This window comes from uncultured Muribaculum sp. (assembly GCF_910583865.1).
Lineage (GTDB): Bacteria > Bacteroidota > Bacteroidia > Bacteroidales > Muribaculaceae > Muribaculum.
The window spans coordinates 1-12,183 of sequence record NZ_CAJTYX010000058.1 but is presented as its reverse complement, the minus strand read 5'-3'; the positions used below and the strand labels follow the sequence as shown (position 1 = coordinate 12,183).

Genomic DNA, 12,183 nt, shown 5'->3' with positions numbered 1-12,183 from the left:
TTTCCCATAATCCAAGATACTCAAGAGTATTCTTCACCCTCATCCAATTCTTTACAACATCTTTCGGCTCAGCCGGATTTTTCTGTCTCGCAATATCGGTGATACAGATATAATCAATGCCGTTTTTTGACATTGTTCTTATGATGGTATCCTTGACTACAATCTTGGACATCGGATTTACTTATGTTTTTTGTTTTCAGTGCAAAAATAATCATTTCCACCAGAGTGAACAACAATAAGCAAAGGACATCGAGAGTCCTTCCGATGTCCTTTGCCTTTGATCTACTGAGAAATTGTTCCCTGCGGATTGCGGTGAGTTACTTTATTTTGACCGTGGTGGAGCGCAGAGAGGCGCTTGACGGGCCGGCCATGACGGTGTATGTGCCGGGGATGACGCGCATCGAACGGGTGTCCGGATCCCACGTCTCAAAACGGGAGCGAGGCATGTCGAGCGACACGAGCTTCTTTTCGCCGGGGAGGAGCGACACACGCTTGAAGGCACGGAGCGACTTCGCAGGGCCGGCTATGTCACCGTCGCGACGCAGGTAGACCTGCACTACCTCCTCGCCGGCGCGGTCGCCGGTGTTGGCAACCTCCACCGTGACCTTGCCGTCACGCCAGGATGGCTTGCCGATGGAGAATGCGGTATAGCTCAGCCCATGCCCGAAAGGATAGAGCGCGTCGCCCTGAAAATAGCGGTATGTGCGTCCGCGCATGCCGTAGTCCTCGAAGTCGGGCAGGTCGGCATCGGAGCGGTAGAATGTCACCGGCAGCTTGCCCGAAGGATTCACCTCGCCGAATATTATCTCCGCGATAGCCTCTCCGCCAAGCTCTCCGCCATACCATCCCTGGATCAGCGCGCCACACGCCTCACTCTCCGGCGTGAGCGCCACCGCCGAGCCGGAGCTGTTGACCATAACAATCTTCTTGCCGGCTTCGTGGAGTTTACGGATAAAATCGCGCTGCACCGCTGGTAGCTCTATCGTCTGGCGGTCGCCGCGATAGAATCCCGGCAGGTCGACCGGCATCTCCTCCCCTTCGAGGGCCGGGGTTATGCCGCCGGCGAATACCACCACGTCGGCATCCATTACCCGGCCCATGTCGACATCGGCATCCGGTCCTTCAAGGGGCTTGACATAGTCAACCCCCTTCGCGTAGTAGAGGTTGGCGCCAAGACGGTTGGCAAACGCCTCGCGAAGCGTGACGGTATGCGTCGGGAAGCCATTGTAGTTGCCCCACATGGCCACGGAGTCATCGGCGGCAGGGCCGAGGAGTGCTACTCTGACACCGTTGCCGAGGGGGAGCAGCCCGTCGTTCTGAAGCAGGACAGCACCTTTTCTGGCAGCCTCCAGGGCGAGCATCTTATGAGGAAATGAGGCAATAACCGAGGATGGAATAGAAGTCCATGGCACGATGGAATCTGGGTCGAAGTCGCCAAGTTCCATGCGCCCTATGAGCAGGCGGCGCAGAGCGCGATCCACGTCGGCCTCGTCAAGGTCGCCGCGCTTCACGGCCTCGGGGATGTGGCGGTACTCGCCGCCACACTCAAGATCAGTGCCCGTGAGCACCGCGTCGGCGGCAGCAGCCTGCGGGTCGGCGCTCGTGCCATGCTTGCCCGGCAGGAAATCGCTGATAGCCCCGCAGTCGCTCACCACGAGATGGCGGTAGCCCCACTTGTCGCGGAGAATGCGACGCAGCAGCTCGTCGCTGCCGCAGCAGGGGCGGTCGTTGTAGCGCTGGTAGGCGCACATCACCTCGCGCACGCCGGCCTCCTTGACAAGGGCCTCGAAGGCGGGTAGATAGGTCTCCCAGAGGTCGCGGTCACTGATATCGTTGACGTTGAACGTGTGGCGGTTCCACTCGGGACCGCTGTGCACGGCATAGTGCTTGGCGCAGGCATAGGCCTTACGATACTTGGTGGAATCGGGACCCTGCAGTCCGCGTACGACGGCGGTCCCCATGCGGGCCGTCAGATAGGGGTCCTCGCCGTAGGTCTCCTGGCCGCGCCCCCAACGCGGGTCGCGGAATATGTTGATGTTGGGAGTCCAGAACGACAGGCACTGGTTGCGCTCGGGTTTGCCGAGACGCCGGGCCTCCGTGTTCTTGGCGCGACCCTCATCGCTGACTGCGCTGAAAATGCGCTCCACAAGGCCGTCATCGAAAGTCGAGGCCATCTGCATGGTGATGGGATAGACGGTGGCTGTGCCGTTGCGTCCCACGCCATGGAGGGCTTCGCTCCACCAGTGCCACTGCGGGATGCCGAGGCGCGGAATTGCGGGCGACGCGTCCATCATCAACGATGCTTTTTCTTCGAGGGTAAGGCGCGACAGAAGGTCGTCGGCGCGCTCTTCAAACGTAAGTGCCGGATTCTGATACGGCAACACTCCGGCGCTCTGCGCCGACATCAGCAGCGCGAGGCCGCATGCTCCAATTGCAATAATCGTTCGTTTCATCGATAAATACTATAATTTGCGTTTCGAGTTTTTAGAGGTCGTTTAAAAACAAAAGTCTTAAATAGCCTATTAAGCATCTGATTGTGCGAGTGGAACAGCGTATGGCCAAATATCCCGATGGCGGATGCACCGGGGGTGGTGCATCCCTACACCGAGGCAACAGGCCGATTGTATGCGCAAGTCAGTTACTTACTGCAAATATAGTAGTTTCGACGCTATTGTACGTAGAGTAGTAGGAATTATTTTTTCAGCGTAGCCTTCAGCGCCACAGCACGGCGGCGCAAGGCGAATGTCATCGACAGCCAGGTTGCAGCCACAGCAAACGTGCACGCCGCGATCGCAGACCACACGGAAGCCGGAGAGGAAAAGAGAATGCCGCCCGCCGACAAGTTGCCGAGCGCACGCTGCACGCTTGCCCCGGTACCTACAAGGTCAGCCGAACCTTCCAGACCCGTTATCGACCATCCGAGACCCACAGAGCTGACGGCAGCCGACCACAGCACCCCGACGCCGACCACTATGAGTATGGCATAGGTTATCCCCGACGACAGCGACGCCTTCACATGCCTGCGTCTTATAGCGCAGGCTATCACCAAAATAGCCGTTACCGCCAGAATGGCTACGGCAGTCATCGGCATGGCCGGTATGGAAACAGCAATCATAATCCAGATAAGTTTATAAATTGTCAACACAATCCGCGCCCCACAAGTTCTGTCCGACATGATTTTTCCGGCACGCAAGATGCTTAGGTCCGGCAATCCGAATAAAAATTTGGGATTGCGCACGGTTTATATGTAAATTTGTGGCGTAATTCATAAAATGGAACAGACTATGGCGCGAAGAGATTATAAACAAAACAGACTATAAACAGAAAAAGACTATGCGAAACGTGATATTGCAGGATGTGGCCGAGGTGCGCGACAACCTGCTTCCGATTACCTACACGCGTCCGGTAGCCGAGATACGCCTCGGCATCGACACAATCCGCGAGAAATGGGAACGCGCATTCCCCGGAGAGTATTCCTACAAGGTGAGCGCCGCCTATCTCGCCCCGAAGTTCCCGATGAAGGAGGTAGACACGCTCGATGACTATTACATAGCATCGCACGTGTGCCCGTCGGACGAGTTGGTGCGTTTGCTTGAGACGCTTCCCCGGGGAAGCCGTATCGTCATGGCCGGTGGCGAGGAGGTGGCACGCCACGGCAAGGAGGCGCAAGAGACGGTGGAGCTTGAGGAGAATGTCATGGCACTGCACGCGCTGCCCGACATATTCCTTCTCAACGGCGAGGCGCTGAAGAGCGACTTCGAGGCGCTGACGACAGGGCGCGATTCGCAGCCGCTGAGCGACACGGTGACCGTGATCGGCGACCGCTCGCAGGTGTTCCTCGAAGAGGGCGCATGGGTGGAGGCCGCGGTGCTCAACGTGCAGAACGGCCCTGTCTACATAGGCCGCAACGCCGAGCTGATGGAGGGGACTCTCATACGCGGTCCGCTGGCGCTGTGCCACGACTCACACATCAACATGGGCACGAAAGTGTATGGCGCCACCACGATCGGGCCGTGGTGCAAGGTCGGCGGCGAGCTTTCCAACGTGGTGATGCTCGGCTACAGCAACAAGGCCCACGACGGCTTCCTGGGCAACGCCGTGATAGGCGAATGGTGTAACCTCGGTGCCGACTGCGTGGCCTCCAACCTAAAAAACGACTATACGGAGATAAAGCTGTGGAACTATCCGGCCCACCGGTTCCTGCGCACCGGGCTACAGTTCTGCGGACTCATCATGGCCGACCATTCCAAAGCGGGCATCAACACGATGTTCAACACGGCCACGGTGGTGGGCGTGGGGTGTAACATACACGGCTCCGGCTATCCGCGCAACTTCGTGGCCTCGTTCAGCGAGGGTGGCGCGGCCGGATTCTCCGACGTGGCCATGACGAAATTCTTCGACATCGCACGGCGCGCCATGGCACGCCGCCACGTGGAGCTGACACAGACCGACATCGACATATTCGAGGCAATCCGCGAGATAGCCGAGACATACAAGTAACACCAGCTACGGGATTTTCTACCAAAATGTGGTCACAACATGCCTACAAGGGCCTTGTGGCCACATTTTATTCAAAATTTAGTGCATAAATATTTGGCAAAACGATATACTCTTTTTAATTTTGCAATGCAGAATGATGTGGAGACCCCGGAATTATGTTCCATCAAGCTTTGAAAAGGCGCGGGCATCAGTCTGAATCAAGATTTTCATTACATTAACCACTACATAGATGAGAATAGCCATCGTAGGTGCCAGCGGCGCGGTAGGGCAGGAATTCCTCCGCACGCTCGACCAGCAGGATTTTCCGATTGACGAGTTGTTGCTTTTCGGCTCAAGCCGAAGCGCAGGACGTGTCTACACCTATCGTGGCAAGGAAATCGTAGTGAAAGAACTTACCCGCAATGCCGATGACTTCAAGGGTGTCGACATCGCGTTTGCCTCTGCCGGAGCGGGCACATCGCGCGAATACGCCGACGTGATAACCGCCAACGGCACTCTCATGATCGACAATTCGAGCGCGTTCCGCATGGATGCCGACGTGCCTCTGGTAGTGCCGGAAGTGAACGGCATGGACGCTTTCGACACTCCGCGCAACATCATCGCCAACCCAAACTGCACTACCATCCAGATGGTAGTGGCGTTGAAGCCTATCAACGACCTTTCTCCCATCAGCCGCGTGCACGTGTCGACCTACCAGGCCGCCAGCGGCGCCGGTGCTTCGGCCATGGCCGAACTGCTTGAGCAACATGCGCAGCTCACCCGGGGCGAAGAGCCCACGGTAGAGAAATTCGCCTACCAGCTCGCCTACAACGTCATCCCCCAGGTGGACATGTTCACCGACAACGGCTACACGAAGGAGGAGATGAAGATGTACCACGAGACAAAGAAGATAATGCACGCTCCGTCGCTCGAAGTGAGCGCCACGTGCGTGAGAGTGCCCGTGATGCGCGCCCATTCCGAGGCCGTATGGGTCGAGACCCGTGAACCTCTGGAGCTTACCGACGTACGTCGCGCATTGGAGAACGCCGAGGGCGTGGTCGTGCTTGACGATCCGGCCAACAAGCGCTATCCTATGCCTCTCGACATCGCCGATCAGGATCCCGTCTACGTGGGTCGTCTGCGCAAGGACCTGACCTGCGAACGCGGGCTGTCGTTCTGGATTGTCGGCGACCAGATAAAGAAGGGAGCGGCCCTCAACGCCGTGCAGATCGCCCAGTATCTCCTCGCCCACGGCTGGAAATCGAAGGCTCGTTAATCCCCTCTCCGACATCGGCAAAGCAATCTCTCTCCAACATTGACAAAGCAACCTCTGTACAAATAAGATAAGTAACCTTAAGCCTTTATTTTAAAAGAAACAGGGCCGGTGTGAACCGGCCCTGTTTCGCTTTTCATACCCCTAAAGCCAAAGGCAGATGGTTTAAATAAAAAGCACGGGACACACAGAGCACAGAGGAAAGATTATATGCACTCCGTCAGGCGTCGGGAGTGGCAGGAGGTGCGGAGTCTGTAGCCGGATCGGCGTCTACAGATGAATCGGTGTCTACGGATGGATCGGAGGAAGTGATGCGGAAGATGGAGAAGTTGACGGAGCCGTAGGCACGGTGCTCGAGGAAGTGGGGAAGCGCGGAGAAGTCGTATGCGCGGGAGTGCTCGATAACGACGACCGTGCCCTCACGGAGCATGGAGGAGCCGAGAATCAGGCCGGGGATTTCGGCGAAGCGCGGAAGATCGTAGGGTGGATCGGCGAAAATGACGTCGAACTTTTCGGAGCATGAGGCCACGAAACGGAACACGTCGCCGCGCACAAGGGTGAAGTTGTCGACATTAAGCCGCTGCGCCACCTGCGAGATGAACCGCCATTGGGTAGCGGCCTTCTCCACTGCGGTGACATGGCGGCATTCGCGCGAAAGGAACTCAAAGCTGACAGCACCCGTGCCCGCAAACAGGTCAAGGCAGTCAGCCCCTTCGAGGTCGACAAGGTTCTCAAGTACGTTGAAGATGTTCTCACGGGCGAAATCGGTAGTGGGCCGCGCTGATATGTTGGATGGCACGTCGAATCGGCGACGACCATATTTTCCTCTGATTATTCGCATGTTGCGTCGGGAGTTTTGTCGTTATTCTTCATAATCGCGGATAGGAGCGCCTCGACGTGGAAAGGGATGACGCCGGCATCGCCGCCGCATGAGCGCGGAGGGATCGGGAGTGGCATCGCAAATCCTACGTAGCGGCGCAGAAGGGGTGTGACGGCCTCGCGCGGGGCCGAGTCGCCGGCGAGTAGCAATTCGCCGTCGGCATCAATGCCGAGGGAGTCCCTTACGGCAAGGATGAAATAGACGGCGTCGGCGGGATCGAGGCAGCAGAACGTGTTGGCGAACACGAGTCCGGAAGAGCCGAAAGCCATAAGGTCGAGGCTTGCCGGGGAGAAGCGTGCCAGCATCTTGCCTTCGACACCGAGGGGATCGGTGTGGCTGAACCACGACGCCATAGCCTCAATCGGATGGCGGAACGTGGGGTTGGAGAAGGTGCGGCGCAGGAAGTCGACCAAGGGGGTGTCGGCATACATGATGAAACGCGGCGACATGTCGCCATCGGCGGGAGCGGCTATCATGGTGGCGTCTGCAGCCTCGCGCGGCATCGACGCGTCGAGGATGGCGCGGCAATCGCTGTCGGAGACACCCGGGGGGAGGAGGGCGAACCAAGGCGCATGGAGCATGACATCCACGGTAAGGAATCCGGAGAGGAGCACGGGATTGTCGTAGACGGCCTCCTCAAGCATCCTTACGAGACGTTCGGCCGGAGAGGCCACCATCGTGGAGCCGGATGGAGCGACCCCATCGGAGAGCGGTATCTCACGCCACACCGGCATAGACGCCGGCGCGAGCGGATCGACCACAGCCACGCCAAGGCGCGAGTCGTCGACATCAAGTATGAGATGACAACGTCCGGGAGCCGTGACGGCCTCTTTATCTATCACACATCTGCCCATCGGAAACACATTAAAGGGTCAGAAACGGTTGTTGCGGGTGAATCCGCCGCCGTTGCGGCCGAAATTGTTGCGCCCGTTGCCTATATTTCGTGTACCGTTGGCCGACCCGGGACCGAAGAAGTCATCCTGGCCGTAGCCGTCGTCGAACTCTTCGTCGTATTCGTCACCCTCACGCCCGTCGCCATCGTCGATGTATGACCCGTCGGCACGACGGCGGCGCTTCTTGTTGTCCTTGGGCTTGTTTTTCTTGATCTCCTTGGGCTTCTGGAGGTCGATGGCGGTCTCGTAGATGTTCCACGTCTGCTCGACGTCCCAGTTTTTCTTCAGCACTATCTTCTTCGGATAGTAGTAGACCTCTTCGGGCTGGATGGAGGAGAGGAGGTTGCCGGTGTCGTACTCACCGTTGCCGTTGCGGTCGATGTAGAGGCGCAGATAGTAGTCGCCCGGCGCGAGATAGTTGAATTCGGCGACACCATCGACCACAGGGGCGGTGGCCACGGGCTTGTCGTCGCGTCCGAGCACCTCGACGTAGGCGGTGTCGGCAGACAGGCCGCTGACATTCACGAACAGCGCGGAGTAATCCTCGACAGCCTTTGTGGTGAATTCAAAGTCGACGGGGGCGTTCCAGAGGCCATAGACACCATGGAGGGCGGCAGAATCGATGGAAAGCTTGTAGCGGGTGGCCGGCGCCCAGTTGAAATCGGCCTTGAAGCTCAGCAGGCGCAGCGGATCGGGGCGATAGATGCGCGGCGCCACGATGGTGTCCCAGAGTGTGTCACGCTGTACTGCGAACGTCACCACGGAATCGGGTATGGTGTCGACAGTGAGCGGCTGGTCGACGGTGAACCATATGGGCCTCGCCAGTTCCTGCGTGCCTCCCGACTTTGACGAGAACTGCAGGAACTTTATCTCTATCGTGTCGGAGGGGAGTATGGTCGTGGATGTGTCGCCGGCCTCCTGGCGCTCTTTCAGAATCTTCTCGATCTTGCGTTCACGCTCCTTTGCCTCTTTCTTTAGCTGTCCCTTGCTTTTCTTGGCATCCTTGAAGTTGAAGCGCAGGGTGTCGGTGCCCCACACGAGCTGTGAGTTGGTGTCGGTGCGGAGGTAGCGCATGGCCACGAGCATGGAGTCCATGGCGTAGACGGCCGAGTCGGTAATGAAGTATTCGAGCGTGTCGAGGGTCTCGACAGTGTTGAGACGCGCCCATTCGGAGGCGGTCGTGCCGGCCTTAGGACCGTTGATGATGGTGATTTCCGGGAGCGTGTCGGAGTGTGCGGCGAAGTCGACGGTCAGCTTGCGGCGCTCGGGGCGTTTATAATCTTTGAGATACTGCGCCTGGTAGCCCTCGTTGAACCATGTGAGCAGAATATCGTTGGGGAAATAGTCTCGACCCTCACGGACGACTATCGAGTCGACGCCATCCGATGACACGAGCGTGTCGGTGATGGTGACTGTCTCGACCCAGGGGCGTATGATGGTGTCGTAGAAGGCGATGTCCTCGCTGCGGTCCCAATGGTAGTCGCGGTTGATGTCGTTGATGGCGAATATGCGGTAGTCGGCGGGACGGAGACCGCGTATCGTGAACTGGCCGAGCTGGTTGGTACGCGCGATGCGCTCCATGGGGAGGGTGGTGACGGCAGTGTCGGATAGGTTGCTGTAGACGCCGACGAGCATACCTTGGGCAGGCTCAAGAGTGCGCGCCTCAAACACCATCCCGGATATCCTGAGCGAGTCGATGCTGTCCCCCGTGGAGAAGTCGATTGAGAACCCGTCGAGCACGTTGCCCTCGTTGAGGTCGCGTATGGCATCGGAGAAGTCGATGGTGTAGGTGGTGTTGGGGATTAGCGTGTCGCGTATGTCGACGGTGATGCGGCGCCCATTGGCGGTAACCGACGGGATAGCCTTCTGCGCCGGGGACACTACGACCTTTGACATTACATCCTCCACCTGGACGTTTTCGTCGAAATCGATGCTCAGGCGGCTGTTTGTCACGTTGCGGGAGCCTATGGCGGGGTTGCTCTTGATGTAGACCGGGGGCGCATAGTCGTACTCGCCGCCCGAAGGACGGCCAATGGATGCGCACGCGGCAAGGATGAAGATGAGTATCACCCCGAGGAGCCAGCGCATGTATGTCGTTTCGTTTCTCGTCATTTTCGGAAGTCAGAGCACAAATTTACATCAAAATTCGCGGATAAGTAACTCGCAAAAATTATTTTATATTTCCGACGATAGAATTTTCGAGCGATTTTTGCTCGATGAAGAAGGAGTGTAGCGAGCTACACGACTGATGAAGAGAGCGGAAAGCGCCGGAAATTCTCCGTCAGAAATATAAAGCTTTAGAATCTATCACATGCGAAATAATTTTTGTGAGTTACTTATACCTGCGGCACGGCGTAAAAAACGGAGGTGTGTCGAAATCGACACACCTCCGGGTATGGCTTCTGTCGCCGTAGGCGACGTCAGTGTACGTAATCGGATCAGAGCTGGGGCCCGGCGGCTACGAGGGCCTTGCCTGCTGCGTTGTTCTCGTACTTCTTGAAGTTCTTGATGAAGCGTGCAGCGAGGTCCTTTGCCTTTACATCCCACTGTGCGGGATCGGCATAGGTGTCGCGGGGGTCGAGGATCTTGGGATCCACGCCGGGAAGCTCGGTAGGAATCTCGAAGTCGAAGATGGGGAGCTTCTTGGTGGGAGCCTTCAGGATGTCACCGTTGAGGATGTCATCGATGATGCCACGGGTGTCGCGGATAGAGATACGCTTGCCTGTGCCGTTCCAACCTGTGTTGACGAGATAGGCCTTTGCGCCGCTCTTCTCCATCTTCTTGACGAGCTCCTCGGCATACTTTGTAGGATGCAGTTCGAGGAATGCCTGTCCGAAGCAAGCGGAGAATGTGGGGGTAGGTTCGGTGATGCCGCGTTCGGTACCGGCGAGCTTGGCGGTGAAGCCGGAGAGGAAGTAGTACTTCGTCTGCTCGGGAGTAAGGATCGACACGGGAGGAAGCACTCCGAATGCGTCGGCAGAGAGGAAGATCACGTTCTTGGCGTCGGGACCTGCGCTTACCGGCTCAACGATGCTCTTGATGTGGTTGATGGGGTAGCTTACGCGGGTGTTCTCGGTAACGCTCTTGTCCTTGAAGTCGATCTTACCGTCCTTGTCGACAGTTACGTTCTCAAGGAGGGCGTCGCGGGTGATGGCGTTGTAGATATCAGGCTCGCTCTCCTTGTCGAGGTTGATGACCTTCGCATAGCATCCGCCCTCGAAGTTGAACACGCCGTTGTCGTCCCATCCGTGCTCGTCGTCGCCGATGAGGAGACGCTTGGGGTCGGTGGAAAGGGTGGTCTTTCCGGTACCGGAGAGGCCGAAGAAGATAGCGGTGTTCTTGCCTTCCTTGTCGGTGTTGGCCGAGCAGTGCATGGAGGCGATTCCCTGCTGGGGGAGGTAGTAGTTCATCATCGAGAACATACCCTTCTTCATCTCGCCGCCGTACCAGGTGTTGATGATAACCTGCTCACGCGAAGTAGTGTTGAACACGACTGCGGTCTCCGAGTTGAGGCCGAGTTCCTTGAAGTTCTCAACCTTTGCCTTCGAAGCGTTGTAAACGACGAAGTTGGGGGTGAAGTCCTTGAGTTCCTCTGCGGTGGGACGGATGAACATGTTGGTCACGAAGTGGGCCTGCCATGCCACCTCCATGATGAAACGTACAGCCATGCGGGTATCCTTGTTGGCTCCGCAGAAGCAGTCTACCACATAGAGCTTCTTTCCTGAAAGCTCGTTGATGGCGATATCCTTTACAGCGGCCCAGGTCTTTTCGGTGACGGGCTTGTTGTCGTTGGGATATTCTTCGGTTGTCCACCATACTTTGTCGCGCGAGTTGTCGTCGAGCACGATGAACTTATCTTTAGGCGAGCGACCGGTGTAGACGCCTGTCATCACATTGACAGCGCCAAGCTCGGTCACTACTCCTTTTTCAAAACCTTCGAGTGTGGGGCAGGTTTCTGCCTTGAAGAGCTCGTCATAGCTGGGATTGTAAATCACCTCTTTGACATCCTTGATGCCATACTGGGCTAAATCGATCTTGCTCATTTTGTATAGACTTAATTATATGGTTTGTAAATTTATACTTTAGACTATACCTCAGGGAAAACGAGGAACGTATCCCCCGGGAAAACGTGATTGTCATGCCTCCTGAGGGGGCAATAAATCCACTACAAAGTTAATGACTTTTTCATTAACATCGCCGTTCAAATAAAGAAATATTTCCGTATTACATAATTTTAAGAATTTATCGTCAAAGACCGACGATGGGGGCTGAAATCATTCGCCACATGCCTTCCATTTCAAGCAAAAACATCCTGAAATCTTCCTATTGGAATACATTCTGCTTTTCTTGAGGACGAGAGAACAACGTCAAAAAAACCTTCCCTCGTGGCAGAAGGCGTGATACCGTCTGTATCGAGTTTGGCTTTACAACCACACTATTAACCGTTTTCAGTGGATGAATTGTTCGCAACAAAGACGTGGTGGATGTCATATTTCTGAAAATTTCACTTTTTCGCGTTTATCTCAACATTCTGTGTTAAAAATTTGGAGATGTAAAAGAAAGTGCGTAATTTTGCAACGCAAATTCGGAGAGCCGGATATGCCAATCCGCTTCAATAGCTCAGTCGGTTAGAGCATCTGACTGTTAATCAGAGGGTC

General features: G+C 56.4%; 8 protein-coding genes. 2 read left to right on the top strand and 6 right to left on the bottom strand.

What is annotated here, in order from left to right; genetic code table 11:
• Positions 1-317 precede the first annotated feature (317 nt).
• Both QZ303_RS10065 and QZ303_RS10060 read right to left on the bottom strand, forming a co-directional pair.
• Positions 318-2,453 carry a glycoside hydrolase family 3 C-terminal domain-containing protein gene (locus tag QZ303_RS10065; RefSeq protein ID WP_295732354.1) on the bottom strand — a complete coding sequence of 712 codons (2,136 nt, stop codon included), beginning with the start codon at positions 2,451-2,453 and terminating at the stop codon, positions 318-320.
• Positions 2,454-2,692: 239 nt separating this feature from the next.
• Positions 2,693-3,115 carry a hypothetical protein gene (locus QZ303_RS10060; protein ID WP_295732352.1) on the bottom strand — a complete coding sequence of 141 codons (423 nt, stop codon included), beginning with the start codon at positions 3,113-3,115 and terminating at the stop codon, positions 2,693-2,695.
• Positions 3,116-3,333: 218 nt separating this feature from the next.
• Between QZ303_RS10060 and QZ303_RS10055 the strand changes: the two genes are divergently transcribed.
• Positions 3,334-4,500 (top strand): putative sugar nucleotidyl transferase, encoded by a 1,167-nt coding sequence (locus QZ303_RS10055; protein ID WP_295732350.1) that lies wholly within the window; start codon positions 3,334-3,336, stop codon positions 4,498-4,500.
• A gap of 229 nt (positions 4,501-4,729) precedes the next feature.
• On the top strand, positions 4,730-5,755 hold the full coding sequence (locus QZ303_RS10050; protein ID WP_295732348.1) for an aspartate-semialdehyde dehydrogenase: 1,026 nt from the start codon (positions 4,730-4,732) through the stop codon (positions 5,753-5,755).
• 217 nt (positions 5,756-5,972) lie between these two features.
• Here the strand turns inward: QZ303_RS10050 and QZ303_RS10045 are convergent, their stop codons facing one another.
• The 4 genes from QZ303_RS10045 to pckA all read right to left on the bottom strand — a co-directional run bounded on the left by QZ303_RS10045 (position 5,973) and on the right by pckA (position 11,568).
• On the bottom strand, positions 5,973-6,593 hold the full coding sequence (locus QZ303_RS10045) for an RsmD family RNA methyltransferase (RefSeq protein WP_295732346.1): 621 nt from the start codon (positions 6,591-6,593) through the stop codon (positions 5,973-5,975).
• Entirely contained in the window at positions 6,584-7,486 is a 903-nt protein-coding gene (locus QZ303_RS10040; protein WP_295732344.1) for a DUF3822 family protein, read from the bottom strand. Before QZ303_RS10040 ends, QZ303_RS10045 begins: the two co-directional genes overlap by 10 nt.
• An 18-nt stretch (positions 7,487-7,504) precedes the next feature.
• On the bottom strand, positions 7,505-9,637 hold the full coding sequence (locus QZ303_RS10035; RefSeq protein WP_295732342.1) for an Ig-like domain-containing protein: 2,133 nt from the start codon (positions 9,635-9,637) through the stop codon (positions 7,505-7,507).
• Positions 9,638-9,963: 326 nt separating this feature from the next.
• Positions 9,964-11,568 carry a phosphoenolpyruvate carboxykinase (ATP) gene (gene pckA / locus QZ303_RS10030; protein ID WP_295732340.1) on the bottom strand — a complete coding sequence of 535 codons (1,605 nt, stop codon included), beginning with the start codon at positions 11,566-11,568 and terminating at the stop codon, positions 9,964-9,966.
• Positions 11,569-12,183 lie beyond the last annotated feature (615 nt).

Bases quoted from the DNA above. Each gene is read 5' to 3' on its own strand.
- QZ303_RS10060 (WP_295732352.1), bottom strand. From the start codon at position 3,115: ATGATTGCTGTTTCCATACCGGCCATGCCGATGACTGCCGTAGCCATT.
- pckA (WP_295732340.1), bottom strand. From the start codon at position 11,568: ATGAGCAAGATCGATTTAGCCCAGTATGGCATCAAGGATGTCAAAGAG.
- QZ303_RS10040 (WP_295732344.1), bottom strand. From the start codon at position 7,486: ATGGGCAGATGTGTGATAGATAAAGAGGCCGTCACGGCTCCCGGACGT.
- QZ303_RS10035 (WP_295732342.1), bottom strand. From the start codon at position 9,637: ATGACGAGAAACGAAACGACATACATGCGCTGGCTCCTCGGGGTGATA.
- QZ303_RS10045 (WP_295732346.1), bottom strand. From the start codon at position 6,593: ATGCGAATAATCAGAGGAAAATATGGTCGTCGCCGATTCGACGTGCCA.
- QZ303_RS10065 (WP_295732354.1), bottom strand. From the start codon at position 2,453: ATGAAACGAACGATTATTGCAATTGGAGCATGCGGCCTCGCGCTGCTG.
- QZ303_RS10055 (WP_295732350.1), top strand. From the start codon at position 3,334: ATGCGAAACGTGATATTGCAGGATGTGGCCGAGGTGCGCGACAACCTG.
- QZ303_RS10050 (WP_295732348.1), top strand. From the start codon at position 4,730: ATGAGAATAGCCATCGTAGGTGCCAGCGGCGCGGTAGGGCAGGAATTC.